The organism is uncultured Thalassolituus sp., from assembly GCF_950066645.1.
In the GTDB taxonomy this organism is placed as follows: Bacteria; Pseudomonadota; Gammaproteobacteria; order Pseudomonadales; family Oceanobacteraceae; genus Thalassolituus.
Genome location: NZ_CATMFB010000014.1, coordinates 17,339 through 39,565, shown reverse-complemented (window position 1 = coordinate 39,565; position 22,227 = coordinate 17,339). Strand labels below are relative to the sequence as shown.

Here is a 22,227-nt window from a genome sequence, read left to right as displayed (position 1 = left end):
CGTATTTTAGTCTCTATATGACAGAGAGAACACTCCCGGGACAAAGTTCCCGGGATTATTTGTCATCGGGCCGTCAGGCGCTTTCCACCATGTCTGCAGCTTCTTCAATATCCACAGATACCAAGCGGGATACACCCGGCTCGTGCATGGTGACGCCCATCAGCTGATCGGCCATTTCCATGGCGATTTTATTGTGGGTAATGTAGATAAACTGCACCTTCTCCGACATGGCTTTCACCAGACGGGCGTAGCGCCCGACGTTGGCATCGTCCAATGGGGCATCCACTTCATCCAGCATACAGAAAGGCGCCGGGTTTAACTGAAAGATGGAGAACACCAGAGCAATCGCTGTCAGTGCTTTTTCGCCGCCGGACAGCAGGTGAATCGTGCTGTTTTTCTTCCCGGGTGGGCGCGCCATGATCGCCACCCCGGTGCTGAGCAGATCATCACCCGTCAGTTCCAGTGACGCGTGTCCGCCACCAAACACTTTCGGGAACAGATCGGCCAGCCCGGAGTTCATGCGCTCAAACGTTTCCTGGAAACGGTTACGGGTTTCGCGGTCGATTTTCTGAATCGCCCCCTCCAGTGTCGCAAGCGCCTTCTCCAGATCTTCGTTCTGTGCATCCAGATAGACTTTCCGCTCAGACTGCAGCTTATACTCTTCAATTGCCGCCAGGTTGATCGCGCCCAGTCGTTGAATGCGTTCACCAATGCGCGCCAGCTCTGCGACCCAGGCGTCTTCTTCCGCGTTCTCAGGCAGACTGTCGAGCACTTCTGCCATGCTCAGACGATCTTCGCTCAACTGCTCAACCAGAGCGTTGCGACGGATATCCAGCGCCTGACATTCCATGCGCACTTTCTCCAGAGTATTGCGCTCGGCCAGAGCCTCCTGCTCGGCTTCTGAACGCTCCTGCTCAAGCTGTCGGAGTCGGGTGTCCGCCTGCTCCAGAGCATGGCGGGCCTCTGTCATCACCTGTTCTGCCTGCAGCCGCTCTTCGAGCAGCGCTTCCATTTCAGCCCGCAGCAATTCGAGGTCTGCAGAATGATCCCGGTTCTGGCTTGCGACGATCTGCTCGCGCCTCTCCTTCGCTCTGCGAATGGAGTCACTCAGGCGTTCAATGGCCTGACGGATACCTTCTTCACGGCTATTGAGTGTCTGCACCTGAAGCTGAAGCTGGTGCAGGCGGTCTTTCTGCTGTCCTGCTGCCAATCTGGCCTGCTGCAGAGCCTGACTGATGGATACTTTGCGTGACTGCAGCCGCTCACGTTCGCCAGCATCATCGTCCACTGCGCTCATCGCCTCCTGCCACTCCAGACGGAGTTCAGCGAGAGATTCCTGCTCCAGCTGGCGGGTTTCCTGTGTCTCTGCCAGCGTCTGCTCAAGTTTATCGGTGCGCAGGCGCAACTGCTCGGCTTTTGCCTGCTGTGCAGACAAGCGTGATTTCTGCTCGACCAGGCGGCGGGACACTGCCTGCCACTCCTGCTGCGCCTGCTCCCGCTGCTGTTCGAGGGAACGCTGACGCATCAGGGCCGAATCAAGATCTGCTTCCCACTCTTCCACCGACATATCAAGGTCGTCTGCCTCGGCGTCGAGCAGTTCGAGTTCCTGTTGACGGGCAAGTACGCCGCCTTCATTGTCCTGATCCCGGGCGACCCTGAGGCCATGTGGCCCAATCCAGATGCCGTCCGGAGTAATCACTGATTCATGAGGGGCCAGACTGCCTCTCAACGCCAGAGCTGACGGCAGATCGTCTGCTGTACGAACATTAGCGAGCAGGCTGCTGAGGTTAACACTGGAGTTCACTTTATCGGCAAGGCTGCCAGCAGGCGCCGGCTCTGCAGGGCTCTGTTGCCACAAGGTCAGGGTGCCGTCGGTAAAACCAGACAACCAGGACGACACCGGGTCCAGCGTATCCATCAGCACCGCCTGAAGATAATCACCGAGCACGGTTTCAACAGCGGCTTCCCAACCTTCACTCACACTGATCTGCTGTGCCAGTCTTGGCCGCCGAGCCAGCTGATGACTCTCCAGCCAGTGGCTGACGCCTTCGCTGCCCTGCCCCAACGCCGCTTTCTGCAGCGCTTCTAACGTTGCCTTACGGCCCAGCATCTGCTGCAGGCGCTGGCGACCTTCATCGAGCTCTTTGCGACGGCGCTCGGTATCTTCACGCACTTCTTCAAGCTGATGACGTATCTCTTCAACCCGGCCCTGATGCTCTTCGGCCTTGAGCTCGGCTTCGCTGACTTCTTCCTGCAGCATGGCAAACTCTTCGGCGTCCGGGTCTTCGGTCAGCTGAGTTTTTTCCGCCTGCAGTTTCTGGATCTGTTGTTCGAGCCTCAGCAACTGCTGTTCAGTTGCCTGTATGCGGCTCTGGGCAACATCGGCCCGGCGCGTTGGCTCGCTGGCCCGTTGCGTAAAGGTATCCCACTCGGACTGCCACAGACGCTGCGCTTCTTCGGCTTCAAGCAAGGCTTCAGCCTGCTCTTCTTCGCCGGCCTGAAGCATCTCAAGCTCCGGTTCGAGCAACATCCGCTGCTCTGCAATATCTTCCTGCTGAAGCTGATCCTGCTCCAGCTGACGTTGATTATCGAGCAGGGTTTTCTCAGCTTCAGCCAGATCAGAATCCAGCTGCAGTGCAAGTTGCGACTGGTGCTCGATTTTCTGTTCCTGGCGGGCAATGCGGTTACCCACCTCGTAGAAACGCCCCTGAGCCTGATTAAACGCGTCGGTTCTGGCCTGATGATCCAGTCGCAGCTCTTCAATGCCGGCATCAGCAGCACGCTGTCGGGCCATATGGGCTTCAAAGCGCACTTCATGCTCGCGGATGGTCTGCTCCCGCGATTCGTATTCCTTATTCAGTCCGGTCCAGCGGATAGCCAGCAGTTCGGCCTTTTTAGTCCGCTCTTCGGCCTTCAGAAGTTTGTATTTTTCGGCGGCCTGAGCCTGACGTTGCAGATGAGCGAGCTGTCGCTCCAGCTCATCGCGGATGTCGCTGAGGCGCTCCAGGTTTTCCTGCGTCCGGCGCATGCGGTTTTCGGTTTCACGACGGCGGTCTTTGTACTTGGAAATACCCGCCGCTTCTTCAACATACACACGCAGTTCTTCAGGTTTGGCTTCAATAAGCCGCGAAATCATTCCCTGCTCAATAATGGCGTATGAGCGCGGGCCGAGCCCGGTTCCCAGGAAGATGTCGGTAATGTCTTTACGCCGGCATTTTGTGCCGTTCAGGTAGTAGGTCGACTGACCGTCGCGGGTAACCTGGCGGCGTACGCTGATTTCGTTGTACTGGGCATATTCGCCACGCAGGGTCTTATCGGAATTGTCGAAAACCAGATCAACACTGGCTTTACTTACCGGCTTACGCTCTGACGAACCGTTAAAAATAACGTCGGTCATAGCGTCGCCACGAAGGTACTTGGCAGAGCTCTCGCCCATCACCCAGCGTACGGCATCAATGGTATTGGATTTACCACAGCCATTGGGTCCGACAATACCGGTCAGATTGGTATTAAAGGGAACTGTCGTCGGGTCGACGAACGATTTAAATCCGGAGAGGCGGATCGCTTTGAGGCGCATAGTCGGAGCCGGTTTCCTTGTAATCTACCGCGGGCAACAGAATGCTCCGATAGTATCACAGTTACTCCGGGGCTGAACCCGGGTGAATCCGGCTCAGTCAGCCTGTGCAGCGTTGTCCATGGCGTCCAGCACTAACTGGCGCTGATACTGGCTGAATTCACGGAAAACCGGCTGAAGTTCGGCTGTCCGGCGCGCCAGAATCAGCTCGACTACTTTGGCAAAAAACTGCCGGCTCTTTTCCAGACCCTGTTCAGAAAAACGGATAGACAGCGCGTAGGTGCGCTGAATCGCCGGCTGCAGATCACTGAGCATTGTCGACAGGTAGGAATTATCGATCAGTTCACAGGCTGCGCGCATCAGGTCGAAGCCCGCCAACATAAAGCGGTACTTGTCACGCTGAAGTTCAGGAGCCTGAAGTGCCATGGCCTGATTTAACAGTGGCATTTTGTTCTCTTCGGTCCAGAGTTCTGCCACGCGGGTTGCCAGCAGTGTCAGCAGTGCCTCATAGACGTCGTAAAGCCCGTGCACCCGGTCTGGGGTCAACTCGGCCACCATAGCACCACGACGCGGAAGTATGGTCACCAGGTGCCTGGATTCCAGCAATAACAGGGCTTCACGGACCGAACCGCGACTGACCTGCAACTCTTCAACCACCCGGGCTTCCTGAATCCGCTCACGCGAGACCAGCTCACCTTTAATGATCCTTTCAGCCAGATGCGCTGCGATTTTTTCTGCCAGACTTTCGTGTGCAACAAATTTCATAAAACATTCAGGAAGGCCATATCCGCGCGCATAGTAACACATCAGGCCAAACTGCCACGGAATTCAGCCGTCATTTGTCTCAGTCGCACCTGTTACTCAGATCTGGATCTGTTAGATTGTAGGACAATATAACAATCAAACTATAAAAACCCTGACAAGGATCAACGTATGACACAGGCTACTGCTCAAACCATCCGTGCTGATGACTGGCGTATGCAGCTGAAGAAGCTGGGTTACCTGCTGGTACTGATTCCAGCACTGCTGGTACCTCTGGTGGGCGAAATCTGGCGCTACACTGGCATGAACGACCTCTGGTTCTTCTTTCCAATCGTATTTGTATTCGGTGTGATTCCGGTGCTTGATCACATCGTTGGTCAGGACCCGTTTAACCCTGACGAAAAAGACGACGTGCCAGCCATGTCTGAAGAGAAGTGGTACCGTTTTCTCACGATCATGACATTGCCCTTCCAGGTCGCTGCGATCACCTACGCGGGCTTCCTGTTTACCAGCCCTGAGATCGGTCTGCTGGGACAGATTGGCCTGGCCATGTCCATCGGTACACTGGGCGGCGTTGTGGCAATCAATGTCGGTCATGAGCTGATTCACAAAGACAGCCGTCTTGAGCAGTGGGTGGGTGGTCTGTTGCTGTCTACCGTCTGCTACGCCGGGTTTAAAGTGGAGCACGTCCGTGGCCATCACGTGCATGTTTCTACGCCTGAAGACGCCTCGTCATCACGCTACAACCAGACTCTTTATCAGTTTCTGCCACACGCTTACCTGCACAACTTCCTTAATGCGTGGAAGCTTGAAGCGGCACAACTGCGTCGTAAGGGTAAGTCACCTTTCAGCCTGAGCAATGAGCTGATCTGGTGGTACAGCATTTCGGCCCTGCTGGCCGTTGCCAGCGGTCTGATCTGGGGCTGGGAAGGCGTGGCTTACTTCTTCGCTCAGAGTTTCTTCGCATTCACTCTGCTGGAGATCGTCAACTACATCGAACATTACGGTCTGCATCGCCGCAAGCTGGAGAACGGTCGCTATGAGCGTACGACGATCCACCATTCCTGGAACAGCAACTACCTGCTGACCAACCTCTTCCTGGTACAGCTGCAGCGTCACTCAGATCACCACGCCTATCCGAAACGTCGTTATCAGGTATTGCGTCACCACGACGAAAGCCCACAGCTGCCAAGCGGTTACGCCACCATGGTGGTTCTCGCTCTGATTCCTTCACTCTGGTTTAAAGTGATGAATCCACGCGTCGAGGCCTACTATAAGGGCGAAGAGGATCAGCTGACCTCTCAGTAATCACGACCAACCTGCAATTCTGATCACACAGGGCACGCTTTCTTCGTGCCCTGTGTCTTTGTTTTTCTCTTCTGTCCCTCTTCTGCTCCCTCTTAAAGCAACGCCGCTTTGCAGGCCAGTTCGTAACCCTGTCAGTTCGGTCAGTGACTGCAGGAATCCACCGCGTAGAATGCTCTGAAAAAATAATAAGGAATCATGATGCGCATTTTTCAGCTGATACTCGTTGCTCTGCTGCTGACACCGTCTGCACTGCTGAACGCAGCCGAAGATCCGGATTACAGCGACAACGACCTGTGGCTCTGCCATCCGCAACTGGCTGACAACAACAACGTCTGCCAGCGGGATCAGTCGTTTATTTCGGTCGCAGCCAACGGCAGCAGCTCGGTTATGCCGGGATATATCGAATCCTCTCCGGCGATCGACTGCTTTTATGTGTACCCGACGGCCTCGACGGATATCACAGCCAGTAGCAACCTGCGTCCGGATGCTCAGGAAAAAGACACCACCGCCATTCAATTCGGTCGTTACGGAGAAATCTGTCGCCAGTACGCTCCGGTTTACCGTCAGCGGACTCTTACCTATCTGGGTATAGGCGCTCTGGGTGACGGTCTTGTGTCAGAAGACACCCTGGCCGCAGCTAACGAAACCGCCTATGCCGATGTCCGTAATGCCTTTCTGCATTATCTGACCCATGAAAATCAGGGACGCGGCGTTCTGCTCGTCGGGCACTCCCAGGGGGCCCGCCTGCTGGCGCGACTGATTCAGGAAGAGTTTGAGGGTCAACCCGAGCGGCAGTCCCGCCTGGTCGCTGCGCATCTGATCGGTACCGGTATTGAAGTACCGGTCGGCGGCACCATCGGCGGTACTTTCAGCGAAACACCACTCTGTTCTCATGGAGGCCAGAGTGGCTGTGTGGTTGCTTACTCCAGCTTCCGTCAGGATGACCCGGAACTGGCAACACCCCGCTTCGGCGCAGCCCCATCAGAAGGTTTTGAGATGGCCTGCACCCATCCCGCTGCGCTCGCCGGAGGTGAAGAAGCTCTGGACGTGCGCCTGCCGTTTGATCAGCCCTATGCATTTGATGTGTTACTGGCAATAAAAGGCAGTGGTGGCCCGTACCGCAGTTGGTGGAAAAACCTGTCGGCCCGCAATAAAGCGGATTTTTACAGCGTTCCCGGACAGTTCTCTGGTCAATGTATCCGCAACAGCGACGGCACTCATTATCTTGAGGTAAGCATAGAGATTGATGCCGACGACCCAAGGGCCGACGAATATCGGGGAGAGCTGATTGTAGTGAAAGGATGGGGCCTGCATCTGATCGACGTAAATCTGGCACAGGGCGACCTGATCCGCCTTGCCTCAGATCAGATCAACCACTGGCTCAGCCAGTAAACGTCTTACTTCTGAACCACCGCGGGCGTCACATGCTCGCGTGGTTGCCAGTCGTTGTATGGAATACCCTGAACAACCGCCGGCAGAGTGGCCTCGCGGGCTTTGTTCATAGTGTCGGTGATGAACTGATCGGCAGCTTCTCCACGCGGCCCCCGTTCAATCACTGCATGGACGTCGTACACTTTGTACAGACTGCGTTGAATACCTGTCAGACCCAGTTCAAGAATCACCGGGTCGCCAGCATTGTCGGCAAAGATATACCCGTCGATACGGCCAGTCTTCAGCTTCATCAGCGACCCTTCTACTGAGTAATCTTCCTCAATCGGGAACGGAAACAGATTTCCGTGTCCACCGTGGGTCGTCAACCGGTAGTTCTCCGGATGTTCCATATCAATCGTCTCACCCTCACGGGTGTAGAGCACGAAATTCACGGTAGTAATACGGGTGCTTGAATAATCAAACGGCAGACCCGCGGCATCGACTTCCGGATCTCTGATCAGAGGAAAGTGAAAGTCGGCCTGACCGGAGGTAGCCATTTTCATTGAACGTTTAAAAGGAAAGCGCTCAATCAACAGCTCGCGACCCGAGAGCCCCTCCCAGGTGCGGATGAATTCTACTAACGGATGTTCTATGCCGTTCTCAGGGTCATCATCAAAATTCGGAATGGCAATCACTACCGGGCTTTCTGTCTCAGGAGCAGTCTCGTCAGCAGCAGATACGCTCAGTGACGTGAGGCTCATAACAGAGACAGCAGCGACTCCCAGAGACCTCAGCAAAGTAAGGTTCATGCGTTTTTTCCTCTGAATGACGTACAACACCCTGTACTGTGAACATCCGGTTAGTTAATACCAGCCTAGACGCTATTGAGACACTACTCAATGCTGTGTAAGAAATGTCCTACAAAGAAGATCGGTAATGTGACCTTGCCCGCATTATTTAAGGGATCAGGCAATGTTTTCAGCGGAAAAGCACCTTCATGACCAGGGCCTGAACCTGTTCACTGTCTTGCAGCTCAGGCGCAAACGCCACTCCGGGATGTAACAGACGGAAGTGAGTAAGACTCATCAGGGCATAAAAGAACGAGTCGTTAGAATGAAACTCTAACGCTGACGACTGACTCCGCGCTCGATTGAACAGCTCGCCAATGGCCAGGTGCAGGGCCGAAAAGTTTGCCTGACAGTAATCTGCACGCGGCCCCTGCTGGCTGGTTTCACGAATGAATAACCGTGCGAACTCAGGTCGTTCACACGTCAGGCGGATAAAAACTGAGACCACCTTACGGAAGGCTTCGAGGGCGTTATCAGAATCTACCGCCGCTTCAACCACGGGCATCATCTCTTCGCGATACAGATCAAAGGCGCGATCCATCACACTGATCCAGATATCCATCTTAGACCCGAAGTGATAACGAAGAACACCATGGCTGATATCGGACGCTGCGGCAATTTCACGCACACTGGTCAGATCAAAGCCCTTCTCTGAGAACAGGCGCAACGCATTATCAAGGATAGCCCGGCGGGTACGGGCGGCTTCATCGGCACTGCGACGGCCGGGGCTTCTGGCTTCTCTCACTGCAATTCACTCTCTTATTGTTAGTCTGATCATACCTTCCCTGCCCCTCCTATGCATGTTTCCTGACGAATTCTGGCCTCAGATGTGGTTGCAAAGGGGCGTCCTACCAATATAATCCAATCGTACTATAAAAATACCAAAAGGATCTGAACATGAAAAAAACCCTGACTACACTCGCGCTGGTGATTGCGGCTGGCAATGCTCAGGCCGGACTCCCGGAAGGCTATAGCATCGCCCTGGAGTTCGATCAGAATATTGAAGACGTGGCTCCGGAGATGCTCGACTGGTGGTGGAATAACATCCGCACCGAGGAGCGCTTTATTGACTGGAATCCAGAACACCATGTGGGCTACGAGCTGGTCGTTCCCCCTGCAGATGCAGCGACCCTGGAACTGGCCACAGGTACAGTTCAGAACCTGACGGAATACCTGGGTGGTTTTACCATAGACACTCAGGTGACCTGGGACGAGCCTTTTAACACCGCCGCAGGCGACTATCAGCTGGTCGCGGAAATCCGCTTCCGTGGCCTTGAAGATCTCTCAGTGCCGGGCAATGGCTGGCTGGTGTACGACTATGCCCCGGATGAAAGCCTGACCGGGACCGATGTTCATGCAACGCTGCTTCTCCCTGATGTCGTTGCTGTTGCCTTCCCGGGTATCCGCGCCACAGTCACCGAACACCTGCGTACTGACCTGAACAATATGACTGACTTCCTGCCGGATATGTTTCAGGAAGAATTCATTGAAGAAGAACTCGAATCCCGTGGCACCTATCGTGTAGAGAAGAATGGCTTCTGGCTCCGTACAGTGATTGTCGACCAGGAAATTAAAGGCCTGACTCCCGACATGATGAACTGGTGGTGGGATAACATTGACAGCACCTACCGCTACCAACGCTGGCACCCGACCGCTCACCTCAGCTTTGAATGGCTCGAGGCGCCATCCAGCCCAAACAACACCACCTACTCAGTGGGTGCGGTCCAGCGGGTTGTCGAATATCTGGGGCCCTACAAAAACGCCCTGCTGATCACCTGGCTACCAAAAGAAGATGCTGCTGAACGCGTTGAATACAACCATTGGCTGTATGCAAAAACAGACCTTGATGGCCTGAGCGGGATCATGCCTCAGGACATGATTCACGAATACCAGATGAACGCCACAGGCGATGGCATTGTGATGCGCTCAACTTTCAACGTGCCGTTCTTCCTCAACTGGGTAATGCCTGGCTTTACCGACGAACTGGGTAAACACGCGCTTCAGGAAATGCAGATGCTGCAGTACTTCCTGCCTGCGCTCTTCGCCGAACAGGAACTCGACTGAGCCTTGCAGAGCAGAGGCGGGCAACACCGGCCTCTGCTCTGATGCCTTCCTGTTCCTCTCACCAGCGATATACCGGGCCTGTTAAGAAAAATCCCCCTGTGATGGCCATCACAATACAGCAACGAGCTTACTGTAAACCTTCATTTCCGGCATGTAATTTATTGCAATTCATAAAACCATAACCAATTGATTTTATTATATTTTTAAAACTATCAATTAACCTAAAAAATACATTAATTTCAGTTTTTAACACTGTATTAAATTGTGTGCCCACCCTCCTCACGAAATTCTCACTGCTAATATCGAGTTGCTTCGAATCAGCTTGTCCTTGTGGAGGTCATATGAAGTTTAATCCTGGGAAACTGACTACAGTCATCGCACTTTCAACCCTCAGTGCCCTGTCGTCTGCAAAGTACGTCAATGAAGACATCGTTAATACAGACGACCTGTCTTCTGTGGGCTTTAAACTGGAAGGCAGTAATGCGTCTCTGACTGGCAATACCTATCAGTTTCCGGAAAGCGGACACTACTGTTCAGTGAAAAATATCAACGTCGATTTCAAAACTGGTGAACACGTCACCCTTCAGATCGACCCACAGGAAGCTCTCGAAAATAAACTATCACTCCGCCTGCTGACCTGGGGCAATGGGCAATACAAAGGCATCGGCGGCCGTGCAGGTGGTAGCGCCCTGAGCCACGAACTGACATTCGACACCACTCGGGTTTCGGTCGGTTTCTGCCGCTACCACAACAAAGATTATGCTCCGTTCGATATTTCAGCGTTCGCGGCGTACCGCACTGTCGAAGTAGAAGAACCTGAAGCACCGATCGCACTTGAGTCGGCTATGCCAGCACTGCCCGTGTATCCATCCTGTCGCGAATACTCGCAGGAAGGCTATGGCGAAGTTCTGGTGCTGGATGATTCAGAGCCACGCAGCCTGCAGGAACTGTTTAACGATGGCACGATTAAAGCGGGCATGACGGTAAAACTCAGAAGACATGAAGACTCTCTCTCATTGAGTTCACGTCACAGCAACTTGATGGACGTCGATGCTCCATGGTTAACGATTATCGGCGAAGAAGGTGCTTCAATTGGCAGCGTTTCACTGTCTTACGTTAAGAACATCCGCTTCACTGGTCTGGATATAGGCAAGGATACTAGTGGATTCCTGGTATCAACTTACGATACTCACAACATTATGTTCGATCACAACCACATCAGTGGCGGCGATGATCACGAATACTGGGATGCTCAGAAATGGCAGGAAGTTGGCAGCGGCATTATGTTCCGTCGTGGTAAGTGCTCTACCGCCTATAAAAATGAACTGACCAATCTGCGTATGGGCATCTCGACTTACGTACGCGATAACGCAATGAGTCAGGAAATTCAGTCACTGAAAGCACTGATTAAAAACAACCTGATTAAAAATATCTCGGCTGATTTTATGCGCCCTCTCGGTTCAGACATCACCCTGGATGGCAACATTGGTCTGGACCACTACGTCAGCGGTGACGATGGCGACGCTAATCACGATGACTTTATTCAGGGGTTTGCTTACCCGCTGGGCACCGAATTCGACAACGTGAAAATTAGCAACAACTTTTATCAGGCGAGTACCGACCCAACCAGACCGTATCAGTCTGCCGGACAAGGTATCGTGGTGTTCGATGGTCTGTACACCAACTTTGAGATCGCTAACAACACGCTGATCAGCAACCACTGGCATGGCATCACCATTTTCTGGGGTCGCGACGGTGTGATCAAAAACAACACGGTGACCGTCAGTGATGATGCCACCGGACGCTATATGTGGGTGCAGACCGAGAAAGATAAATCAGGCAAGTACCTGCCTGAAAACATCATCGTCGAGAACAATGTTGCGAACCGCTACAGGATTAACTCGGCGAATACCGCGACTGCCAGTAACAACGTCACCATCAGTCGCACGGAAATCGCGGACAACCTGACCGGGTTTGACAGCTACGAACAGAAGTTTGATGTATCAGTAAAAGAAGACAGCTACTACTTCAGTGAAGGAACGGGCAGCACCCTGCCAACGCTTGAAGCTGCTATGGACAGCTTCCTCAACTGATCTTCACCGTGCCGCCCCTTGGGCGGCACATTTCTTTGTACGCCCACCAGCACTATAAATCCCCCTCGCGGCAGCACTCAAGACAACCCGCTCACTTATCCGCCTACCTCTCCGCTTACCTCTCCGCTCACTTGCCCTCTGACTCGTCATCGCTTCATTTTACGAGGCAAGTCCCAGCGCCGTCTCACGCCAGCATTATTGTTATGTTATAACAATATATATTACCATAAAGGAAATATGAGCAACGTGAGATGAGATAATGTACACAACGAACAAAGAGCAACCGCCCGTGCAGGTAAAGTTGCCGGTCACTGTGCTGTCGGGGTTTCTGGGCGCTGGCAAGACAACCGTGCTGAGTCACATCCTCAACAACCGGGAGGGGCGCCGGGTAGCTGTCATCGTCAACGATATGAGCGAGATCAATATCGACTCAAACTTCGTACGCAACGAAGTGACGCTGAATCGCAGCGAAGAAAAGCTGGTTGAAATGAGTAATGGCTGTATCTGCTGTACTTTGCGGGAAGACCTGCTGATCGAAGTAGGCAAGCTGGCCAAAGAAAGAAAATTCGATTACCTCGTTATCGAGTCCACAGGTATCTCCGAGCCGCTTCCGGTCGCCGAGACATTTACCTTTGCCGATGAAAATGGCGAATCGCTGTCTGATATTGCCACTCTGGATACTATGGTCACTGTAGTTGATGCCGTTAACTTTCTTCATGATTACGACGAAGCCAAAGCTCTGAGCGACACAGGCGAATCACTGGGAGAAGACGACGAACGCAGTGTCAGCGACCTTCTTGTCGATCAGATCGAATTTGCTGATGTTATCCTTATCAGCAAAACCGACCTCGCACCTGCCGCCGATGTGGAGCGTCTGCAGGCCATTATTACAACCCTGAACACACAGGCACGGGTAATACCTATCCGCCACGGCAACATCAATATCGGAGAAGTTCTGGGCACCGGTCTGTTCGATTTTGAGCGCGCCCAGCAGGCGCCGGGATGGCTGAAAGAAATGCGCGGAGAGCATATTCCAGAGACCGAAGAATATGGAATCACCAGCTTTACCTATACCGCACGCCGACCTTTTCATCCGGGTAAATTCTATGATTTTCTCCACAATACCCGATCTCACGGAAAGCTGATCCGGTCGAAGGGATATTTCTGGTTGGCAAGCCGCCCTGAATTTGCAGGCCAGTGGAGTCAGGCAGGAGGCATCGCACGCTACGGATTCGCCGGTATGTTCTGGAAGGCAGTGCCGCAAGAAAACTGGCCTCAGGACCCGGACTATCTCGCCTCGATCCAGTCGCAATGGGCAGAACCTTTCGGAGACATGCGCCAGGAGCTGGTGTTTATTGGTCAGAATCTTGATCGTCGGGGGTTTACTCAGGCACTCGACGACTGCCTCCTGAGTGACGACGAGCTGCTGGCGGGTAAAAGCCTCTGGAAAACCCTGCCCGACCCATTCCCATCCTGGGATAAAACAGAGCAGGAAGCACACTGACCTTCCTGCCTGGAAAAACAGGTATCAGAAGAGGTCTTCTGATACCTGTAGAGTCAGAACGCCCAACGCAGGCCAAGGCGGATGTCACGCCCCGGTAACGGCGCCGCACGCTTAAGATAAGAAACGTGATTAACGGCATACTGATCCGTCAGATTACGTCCATCGAGACTGACAGTTAATTCAGACGATGGCATCATAAACAGGTAACCCACGGACGCATTTACCATCAAAAAACCATCAGAGTTGTCTTCGTTTTCTGCCGTCTCTGTCTGTTCGGCCACCGCACGTATTTCAGCACGCGCCTCCCACTGACTGCTCATCCAGTCAAGACCCATCAACAGGCTGGCGGGAGGCGTTCGCGGCAAACTACCACCGTCGACTAACCGGGCACTGACGATATCCGCACTCATATCGAACGCCCAGTTTTCAGACAGTTGCTGAGACCAGCTGGCTTCAGCACCAGTAAAGGTCGCGTCTTCCTGCTCATGACGATAAACATCATTCCCATGGAAGGGATCCGTCACGCCTTTAAGGTCGTTATAAATATAATCTTTAAACTGATAATAGTATGTCGCCAGGCGGACTTCGCTATCGTCAGTATTCCAGATCCAGTTAATGTCTATCGTGTGCGCGGTTTCAACATCCAGATCCGGATTATCCAGCTGGAAAGCAAAGGTCGCGTGATGATCACCATTCCAGAATAATTCCGGCGCTTCAGGCGCACGCTGAGCACGGGCAATACTCAGTCCGATTCTCTGCGTTTCATCTAAAAGCCAGGTGCCAGCCGCCGATAATGTTGTCGGCGTAAAGGTGTAATCATCGTAATAACGGTCATCCTGACGCCATAGCGGATCGATGGATGACGGATCCGCAGAGACCGTGACCTGATCGACACGCGCACCAAGCTCCAGTGATCCGAATGAGGTGTCTCGGTGTTCGACAATAAATACGCCAACCTGCTCGGTCTCCGTCAGAGGCATGGGAGTATCGTGCCCGTAGAGATCCCCTTCGCGGTCGCTGTTCTCAAGGTTAAATCCAATATTGCCGTCCCAGTCATCATTGAAAGACGGAATACCTTCACAACCGCTGTGGTCGTGACACAACTCAAGATTCTGTCGGGTGTACTGAACCCCTGCGTGACCATGCCAGCCACCAATTTCAGCGTGACGGAGTCGGGTAACGAACTCCCAGGTTTCTTTATCGAACAAACCGATATCAACAAACGGAGCATTCGCATCGTCATTCCGGTGCCCTGTTTCCGCGTGCTCATAGTCGTTGAATGTCAGCTCAGAGCGCCATTCTTCGATCACGCCAGTTAACGGCGTCCAGGCGCCTTTCAGATCATAGCGGATCTGTTCCGGCATCACCCTAAAGCTTTCGCCGTCCAGATTAGGCACGGCGTAATCGTACTCCAGAGTACTGATGGAGCCACCGATAAATCCGTTGCGCCCATTCGCCCAACTCAGGCCTACGGCACCACCACTGCCTGATGTGTCGCTGTTTTCAATTGTTCCCGAATTGTTGCCCGCTGGAATATCGCCACTTTCTCCACTGGCATAATCTGATGCCTCACGGGTAAAGCCGTCGAGATGGAGGTTCCAGTTTCCTTTTCCGAAATCAACAACCGCTTCCAGATGCTGCCCGTCATCAACCGTCGAATGCTTAGAAGAAACCTGACCATTCATGCCCGGAATCACGATTTCGTGGATACGACCGTCAATCACATTAACGACCCCACCGATCGCCCCACCACCATAAAGCAGAGTCGCAGGGCCATAGACGATCTCAACCTGCTCGCCCGCACTTGGCTCGGCCATTGGGCTGTGATCTGAACTCATGGCAGACAGGTCTGACGTATCCGTGCCGTTCTGCAGAATTTTTACCCGGCTACCACTCATCCCCCGGATGACTGGCCGACCAACCCCAGCACCAAACGCGGCATTAGAAACGCCCGGAAGTTTTTCCAGAAGACTTCCCAGATTATCGCCCGCGTTTTTATCGAGCTCTTCACTCCCTACAACGGTGACAGGTTGCGCGGTATCGTACACGGAACGATCACCACCGCCTGTTACCACAATCGTATCGAGGGTCACGGGAGTTTCCCCATGAGACAGAGAGGTCAGCAACCCAAGCGGGAGGAGAGATAAATAGCGACGCATAAATAACCTGATAAATAATTACTGCTCAAAATTATAAACGGAAAAAGCCCGGAGACTTATCGTATCCGGGCCAGGGCTTCAGGAAAATGATCAGTGATCATGTCCCTCTTCTTCGTGCCCTTCTTCGTCGTGAGATTCCCCGACGTGCGCAAGCACAGCATCAGAAAGCGACGCCAGACTGGCATCACCGACTAAGCTCGAATGCAGGTGATAGTCACCACCCTCGTGGCCATCAATAAAATAAAGCGTCTGATTATCTGTATTCACGACAATAAAGGCTTCGCTATCAGCCAGAACTTTATTCTGCGCCGACCAGGTCTGACCGCTTGCAAGTGCAAAAGCGTTACTATTTTCGACTTCTGCACCGGATTCTTCGACATGGAAGGACAACGCGAAGAATTTTCCATCCGAACCGAGAACGCCCAGTACGTCGTGCTCGTCACTGGTCAGTGCCGCAACATCAAGAATTAAAGAGGACGCAATGCCAGCGGTAACGTCTGCGCTCTGCACGTCAGACCCCGCAACATTAAACAGCTTCAGTACTTTCGAATCTGTATTCCAGCCGGCAATCACATCATGTGCAGACGCCGTTGCAGTGAGACGATTAAGCCCTGAATCCGCTTCTGAAACAGTGGTGAACACAGTTTCTGTTTCTCCTTCCCCGGCGATCAGACTCAACAAGGCACCGTTGGAACACAGAACCTGTGTCAGATGTTCTGTCTGAGCACTGGTCAGCACAGAGCCCGTTGCACAGGTCATGGTTACCGGACTCTCCAGTGATTCGCCATCCGGCTCGACGACTTCCATTTCAACGCCACCATCGATCCCGTTAAAGGTCAGGAAATGCCCTCCCGTCAGAGCCAATGTCGGATAGGCATCGGAGTCCGGTGCTGTCACTGCCTCTCCCGTCTCAGCATCAATAACAGTGCTCGTCATCCCGTCATATGCGGAAAAATACTCGTGCGTGGCAACCACTGCGGTAATACCGGAGGTCAGTGACGTCGCGTTAGCAGACACGTCGTGGGTATGTCCGTCTTCGTCGGCCAGATGCTCAAGGCCAGAGTCCAGTATGGAAACGGCGCCGTTATCAAGCACAGCAGCGGTCAGACCGCTTGTCGATAACACCAGCGTCGCCCCTGCAACTGAGGTCGCCACGACATCCGTCTGAAATGCTTCAGCTTCTTCCACCGTCTGATCGTACATATTCAGGCCGGAGTCGTCAGACAGAGAGTAGATCAGGCGTGCCCCAGCGTGCTCATGTTCTTCTTCGGTGTGGTCTTCCTCATGATCATCCGAATCGCTGCCAGAACTGCCACCGCCACAGGCAACAAGCGCGCCTGTGATCGCAAGAACCAGAAGAGATCTGTTCAATTCGTTTTCTACTTTTAAAGCCATTGTCCCAATTCCTTCACATTTAACTGCCACATTGAGAAGGCCCGCGAACAAGTGCCGCGGCCAATATAGTTATAATATAACATAACTTCAGTGCAACGAAGCAACCTTCTTTCACCATCAATCGGTCACACTCCTGCCAATGCCACCCGCAAGCCACCGATATCGATGAGCCAGACACCCCGCGGGTAAAGTAATGTCATAAAGCGCCTCACATCATTGAGGATGAGAACCATTACCATTATTATCCGCCGCTTTCTTATGGTCTGCCTGAGGACCCTGTTATGGCTGCTCTCTCCGGACGCTGGCCACTGACGGCACGAATACTGACTGCTGCCGTCGGCGGTTACGCTCTCTCAACGGTAATTACGTTACTTCTGCTTCTCGTCACCGGATTCGAAGGACGTGAAGCCCGCATGTTTACCAGCATGATTTTTTTCATCGCTTACGTGACTATCGTCATCGTCGCATTCTCAATTCAGTCACATAAAAAGACCATCGGCCTGATTGCCGCTGGTAATGGGGTTCTCTGGGGCGCCTGGTATCTGGCAGGAGGCGAACTGTGAAAGGTGGACTGCGTAAATCAATGACATGGCTGCACACCTGGAGCAGTCTGATCGTTATCTGGGTATTATTTGCGGTGTTCCTGACTGGTACGACAGCATTTTTCCGGGCAGAAATAACCCACTGGATGACCCCGGAACATCACCTTTCAGTAAAGAGCGATACACCTTTAGTGTCAGCCACCGACTATCTGCAGTCTGTCGCACCCTTTGCGGAAACCTGGCAGATCAGCCTGCCCGACAGCCGCAGTCCGGTTCTCGGCCTCAACTGGCAGGCAGAGGGTGAAGAACGCCAACGCAGACGGGGCGCCCGGGCCGTGATTGATCCGGCCAGCGGCACTGCCATCGACGATGCACGGGAAACCGCAGGCGGAAACTTCCTGTTCCGCTTTCACTATGAGCTCTACGGAATCTCGCGGGAAGCAGGTCGTTGGATTGTCGGTGCGGCTTCTATGTTGATGTTTATTGCCATTATCAGCGGCATCATCATGCACCGGAAAATATTCGCTGACTTCTTTACTTTCCGCCCCGGAAAAAAGACCGCGTCATGGGTAGATGCGCACGTCGTAGGCAGTGTGCTCGCACTGCCCTTTCACATCATGATTACCTTTACGGGATTATTTCTGCTCGCAGGCACACTGCTGTTCTGGCAGGGAGGAAATGAACGCGGCGGCAATGAACGGGGAGGCAACCAGGGAGGTCCGCAGCAGGAACGTGGCGCTCCGGAAAGAGCCCCTCAGGAACGCGGAGCAAGAGAGGGACGAACGCCAGACACCGCTCAGGAAGAGCGCGGCCAGAGACAACGTATGACAACCGCACAGGAAGGAGACGAACCAGAGCAGACCCGACGTCGCACCAGGGCGGAAGACAATAACAGAGAAGCGGTCGCCATCGACCTCGAAGACCTGTACCAGCAAGCGCAGGCGCTTATGGGCCAGCCTGTGCATGACATCAGCATCGAAAAACCTATGACGGCCGATGCCAGCATTACCTTCAGAGGCTCTGAAAAAAGTAGCCTGAGCCATTTCCGCGGCGGCACGCCAGAAGTCACATTTAATGCCCTTGGAGAAGTCACGGAAGAAAGCACCCCTGAAGGCGCAGAAGGCATCGTTGCCAAGGTATATGGCGTATTAAGGTCTCTGCACGAAGGCCACTTTGCCGACACGTTAACGCGCTGGCTGCTGTTTTTCTCGGGTGTACTCGGCACCGTCATGGTAGGTAGCGGAGCATTGTTGTGGAGCCAGAAGCGTGAACGACAGCAAGCCGGGCAGCGCGGCTATGAACTTGTCAGCGCACTGAACCTGGCGGGCATTGCAGGTATGTTTGTCGCGCTGGGAGCGTATTTCTGGGCCAACCGGATTATCCCGGCAGATACCGAAGGACGCAGCGATCTGGAAATTCAGGCCTTCCTAATTGCCTGGCTTATCTGTCTGCTCTATGCGGTATTTTTACGGAAAAAACACGGCTGGCTGATTCAGCTTGCTGTCGCAGGAACCCTCTTCGCATTCCTGCCCGTGCTTGATTTTGTCACCTCTCCAGCAGGTCTGCTGGATGCAATTGCCGCCGGTGACTGGGTCAGAATCAGCTTTGACATCGTCGCACTGCTCACCGCTGCCGGCCTGTGGACCGCGGTATATTATCTGTATAAGAAAGCCAGAACGCCGGGCAGAAAAAACCGGCCGGATAAACGTCGCCCATCACCGCGTCCACAGAATAAACAGGAGACTGCATCATGACGGCTCTGGCCCTGATACTGATTGTGCTCGGATTTATTCACTTTGCAGCCTCAACCCGCGTTTTTTATAAACTGATTTTCGGACGAGGCCGACCCACAAGCAAACTGCGTAACTGGCTGCATGTTGTCGGATACATGTATCTCGCAGTCGCACTACTTCCCTGCCTGCAGGCCTGGAATACGCAAATGGCGATCGTCATATGGCTTGGGCTTCTCCACGTCGGAGCGGTTGTCCTCACCCTGCTGCTGACGTATTGGCCTGAGGCGGTAAAACGACTGTGGCAATTTGCCTGCGCTGGGCGCCTGGGCAAACCTTTTCTGCCGTAATGTCAGCCGCGCGTATTACTCTGCTGCGCTCAGCAGGCAGAGTATCGCGCGGTGAATTATCCGGCCGGATCAAAGCCTGAAATATCCTGTACGAATGAAATTTTGTTGCCATCCGGGTCGCATACCTCAGCCATTCTGATAACGCCCGGATATTCCTGGGTTTCATCGAGTTGAATACCTGACTCACTACAAACACCGCGCTGAGCCTCGAGATCATCCACTCCAACAACCACAGCACCCGAGCCCGCCCGCTCTGGATCGATACTTACCTGAATCCAGGCGCCCTCTGCTAACTGCCACTCAGCAACCTCTGCCACAGGAATAAGATCGGGTTTACGTCCGAACAGAGACGCATACCAACTCGAAGCAACATCAAAATTCTCAACGGGTATCACGGCAATCAGGCTGTTTATGTAAGATTTCATAACTTGATCCTTGTTAACTGTACATCGCAGGAAAGCCAGCCTAGCACATATCCTTGGGATATTCGGGTCATCCATTTACTTCAGACGAAGACGGTTACGATTATCCCGACTACGACGAATCAGATCATCCCGATCATTCGCATTATCAGGCAACCCCAGCTTGCTGGTACGGTCATACAACACGACATTCACCGACGCCGCGAGATTGAGACAACCGATAGTAGGCACATACACCACTGCATCTGCAGCATCGACAATCGCCTGCGGCACGCTCCCGTCTTCAGGGCCAAACACGTAAAAAGCGTTCTGAGGGTGTTCAAACTCAGACAGCGGCGTTGCTCCGACAACCAGCTCAACGCAGACAAGAGCAGCGCCCTCTGGCACGGCGGCCAGAATATCTTCGACATTCTGAACCGGTACATTTGCCGCTGCTCTCTGTGTATCAGTGCAATAGCGCATGGCTCGGTCGTAACGAGTGCCGGTGTAAAACAAGCCATCCGCCTGAAAACACCCGATAGCCCGCAGCGCAGATCCGACATTGGTCACGTCTTTAGGATTTACGATACCGATGTGAATCATGCTGCACTGTCCGCCGGGAATTGAATGAGAAGCATACCACAGCACTCGTGGAGCTGGTCTTCAGTTCGCGGGGGTTGAATCGCGGTCTATTGACGAACAAACAGAGAATGATTTGTTCCGTCTTTAATCACAGGGCCATAGTAGGTAAATAGTCGGGTTGTATCCTCGCCGTCATCGTCTGCGTAAACGACACGGATAATATTACCGACGTACGAATAGGTCATATCATAGAAGTTGTAGTAGTCATTGGTGTATACACCTTCCGTCACTCTCTCGTAAGTGCCCGTCCCATCGCTGTTAAAGACAAGCTCACTGAATCCAGTACCTGCCGATGTATTGGGCTGCACGGCATACTGAGTTTCACTCCGGTAAGTCAAAGGGTTCTCGCTAACCGGCTTCATAACATGTTCCGCCAGGTAAGCTTCGTCGCAGTGTAGGGTTGTGCCACTGACCTGAGCATAAGTCACGTCATCAATAGGCGTGCCACCATACAGAGAATCCCAGGGATATTCATTCAGCGCTTCTTCTTCAGTCGCAGCGAGCGACGCTACATGATCTGTGATCTGGGTGTAGAACATATCGTCCTGATATATCCATTGACCGACTTTGCGGATGACCTGATATTTGGGCACCGGACGCTCTACCCCTACCAGTAACTCCAGCAATATCAGATCGTAATCTAACTTTGCCCTTTTCTCGTACTGAAACGTGCCATCTTCAGAGTAAACATAAAACTCCGCATAGGCCTCAGTGTACTGAACAGAGGAAATATTGCCCTCATTATTCCACGTACCAACAATGCAGGCCTGCATATCTTCGGCTTCACTATTAAAAATGGTTTCACCACCACAACCAGTCAGAGCGAGAACAAGAGAGAGCGATATTATTTTTTTCACAGGCAATCTTCCGATAAGTTTGATTCAGTCGGGATTCTGCCCAGCCATCATAGCAGCGTCAGTGACGATTTGAGACAAAGAGATTTGTAGTGTTTGTCGCCCCCTCCCAAAGGCTGGTATTTATCCTTCAACAGATGGGCCGCCGGCCTTGCATTGGTCAATTATCGAAGCATCAGGCGAAGGTACTAACGTGGGAGGTACTAACGTGGGTGTCCTATCAGGGGTACTACTCTACCCTTTAAACCCAAAGCAAAAACGGAATGATTTCCAGTTGTAGTCGAAAAGCCCCAAAATTGACCACTAGGCACTCAACAAGAAAAAGCATTTACCACCTAACCCCCTGAAAGAATCAATAGACAAATTTATCATCGATCTTTTGGATAGAGAAGAGCCGACAAAGGGAGTGAAATCGTAGCCCAATACCATAACCACTTATGTTCTCCAACCAGCTCTCTTAACTTGTGCAAAGGGGAGGAATAATAGAGCACACAAAGGATTACTAATGAAACAGGCATTGAATATAAAAAAAATTGATAAAAAATCGCCTTTTGTGCATTCAAATATAGAACATGCACCATCATCAACATCAACCCTACAATACTATAAAATATTCCAATCTTGCTAGAA

General features: G+C 52.8%; 17 protein-coding genes. 8 read left to right on the top strand and 9 right to left on the bottom strand.

Annotated features, from left to right (window positions below; genetic code table 11):
- Window positions 1-73 precede the first annotated feature (73 nt).
- Both smc and Q1L85_RS13100 read right to left on the bottom strand, forming a co-directional pair.
- Window positions 74-3,577 carry a chromosome segregation protein SMC gene (gene smc, locus Q1L85_RS13105; RefSeq protein WP_300433372.1) on the bottom strand — a complete coding sequence of 1,168 codons (3,504 nt, stop codon included), beginning with the start codon at window positions 3,575-3,577 and terminating at the stop codon, window positions 74-76.
- 93 nt (window positions 3,578-3,670) lie between these two features.
- Window positions 3,671-4,339: a GntR family transcriptional regulator gene (locus Q1L85_RS13100; protein WP_300426655.1), complete on the bottom strand. Its 669-nt coding sequence runs from the start codon at window positions 4,337-4,339 to the stop codon at window positions 3,671-3,673.
- Between the two features lie 168 nt (window positions 4,340-4,507).
- Here Q1L85_RS13100 and Q1L85_RS13095 point away from each other — a divergent pair, with 168 nt between their 5' ends.
- Complete coding sequence (locus Q1L85_RS13095; protein WP_300426653.1) at window positions 4,508-5,644, top strand: alkane 1-monooxygenase; 1,137 nt, start codon at window positions 4,508-4,510, stop codon at window positions 5,642-5,644.
- 195 nt (window positions 5,645-5,839) lie between these two features.
- Complete coding sequence (locus tag Q1L85_RS13090) at window positions 5,840-7,036, top strand: DUF3089 domain-containing protein (protein ID WP_300426652.1); 1,197 nt, start codon at window positions 5,840-5,842, stop codon at window positions 7,034-7,036.
- A 5-nt stretch (window positions 7,037-7,041) separates the two neighbouring features.
- Here the strand turns inward: Q1L85_RS13090 and Q1L85_RS13085 are convergent, their stop codons facing one another.
- Both Q1L85_RS13085 and Q1L85_RS13080 read right to left on the bottom strand, forming a co-directional pair.
- On the bottom strand, window positions 7,042-7,824 hold the full coding sequence (locus Q1L85_RS13085; RefSeq protein ID WP_300426650.1) for a hypothetical protein: 783 nt from the start codon (window positions 7,822-7,824) through the stop codon (window positions 7,042-7,044).
- Window positions 7,825-7,993: 169 nt separating this feature from the next.
- A complete protein-coding gene (locus tag Q1L85_RS13080) occupies window positions 7,994-8,608 on the bottom strand; it encodes a TetR/AcrR family transcriptional regulator (protein WP_300426648.1) in 615 nt (204 codons plus the stop codon).
- Between the two features lie 152 nt (window positions 8,609-8,760).
- Here Q1L85_RS13080 and Q1L85_RS13075 point away from each other — a divergent pair, with 152 nt between their 5' ends.
- The 3 genes from Q1L85_RS13075 (at window position 8,761) to zigA (ending at window position 13,524) form a co-directional block, all read left to right on the top strand.
- The gene (locus Q1L85_RS13075; protein WP_300426646.1) at window positions 8,761-9,927 is read left to right on the top strand and encodes a DAPG hydrolase family protein; all 1,167 of its coding nucleotides are present in this window, start codon (window positions 8,761-8,763) and stop codon (window positions 9,925-9,927) included.
- A 341-nt stretch (window positions 9,928-10,268) separates the two neighbouring features.
- Window positions 10,269-12,020 carry a hypothetical protein gene (locus Q1L85_RS13070; RefSeq protein ID WP_300426644.1) on the top strand — a complete coding sequence of 584 codons (1,752 nt, stop codon included), beginning with the start codon at window positions 10,269-10,271 and terminating at the stop codon, window positions 12,018-12,020.
- Between the two features lie 259 nt (window positions 12,021-12,279).
- Entirely contained in the window at window positions 12,280-13,524 is a 1,245-nt protein-coding gene (gene zigA, locus Q1L85_RS13065; RefSeq protein ID WP_300426642.1) for a zinc metallochaperone GTPase ZigA, read from the top strand.
- Window positions 13,525-13,577: 53 nt separating this feature from the next.
- Here zigA and Q1L85_RS13060 read toward each other — a convergent pair whose 3' ends face one another.
- Together Q1L85_RS13060 and Q1L85_RS13055 are read right to left on the bottom strand one after the other, a co-directional pair.
- Window positions 13,578-15,683 carry a TonB-dependent receptor gene (locus Q1L85_RS13060; protein WP_300426640.1) on the bottom strand — a complete coding sequence of 702 codons (2,106 nt, stop codon included), beginning with the start codon at window positions 15,681-15,683 and terminating at the stop codon, window positions 13,578-13,580.
- 90 nt (window positions 15,684-15,773) lie between these two features.
- Window positions 15,774-17,078, bottom strand: a complete 1,305-nt coding sequence (locus Q1L85_RS13055; protein WP_300426639.1) for a hypothetical protein — start codon at window positions 17,076-17,078, stop codon at window positions 15,774-15,776.
- 281 nt (window positions 17,079-17,359) lie between these two features.
- Between Q1L85_RS13055 and Q1L85_RS13050 the strand changes: the two genes are divergently transcribed.
- The 3 genes from Q1L85_RS13050 to Q1L85_RS13040 are packed head-to-tail and all read left to right on the top strand — an operon-like array spanning window position 17,360 to window position 19,700.
- Complete coding sequence (locus Q1L85_RS13050; RefSeq protein WP_300426638.1) at window positions 17,360-17,641, top strand: hypothetical protein; 282 nt, start codon at window positions 17,360-17,362, stop codon at window positions 17,639-17,641.
- The gene (locus Q1L85_RS13045; protein ID WP_300426636.1) at window positions 17,638-19,374 is read left to right on the top strand and encodes a PepSY-associated TM helix domain-containing protein; all 1,737 of its coding nucleotides are present in this window, start codon (window positions 17,638-17,640) and stop codon (window positions 19,372-19,374) included. The genes Q1L85_RS13050 and Q1L85_RS13045 overlap by 4 nt, the downstream gene beginning before the upstream one ends.
- A complete protein-coding gene (locus tag Q1L85_RS13040; protein WP_300426635.1) occupies window positions 19,371-19,700 on the top strand; it encodes a DUF3325 domain-containing protein in 330 nt (109 codons plus the stop codon). Before Q1L85_RS13045 ends, Q1L85_RS13040 begins: the two co-directional genes overlap by 4 nt.
- Window positions 19,701-19,756: 56 nt before the next feature.
- On the opposite strand, the gene Q1L85_RS13035 is transcribed toward Q1L85_RS13040, so the two are convergent.
- From Q1L85_RS13035 to Q1L85_RS13025, 3 genes are all read right to left on the bottom strand, one after another.
- Window positions 19,757-20,125 carry a hypothetical protein gene (locus tag Q1L85_RS13035; RefSeq protein ID WP_300426634.1) on the bottom strand — a complete coding sequence of 123 codons (369 nt, stop codon included), beginning with the start codon at window positions 20,123-20,125 and terminating at the stop codon, window positions 19,757-19,759.
- 75 nt (window positions 20,126-20,200) lie between these two features.
- Complete coding sequence (locus tag Q1L85_RS13030) at window positions 20,201-20,704, bottom strand: RNA methyltransferase (protein ID WP_300426632.1); 504 nt, start codon at window positions 20,702-20,704, stop codon at window positions 20,201-20,203.
- 86 nt (window positions 20,705-20,790) lie between these two features.
- A complete protein-coding gene (locus Q1L85_RS13025) occupies window positions 20,791-21,600 on the bottom strand; it encodes a hypothetical protein (RefSeq protein WP_300426631.1) in 810 nt (269 codons plus the stop codon).
- Window positions 21,601-22,227: the final 627 nt, after the last annotated feature.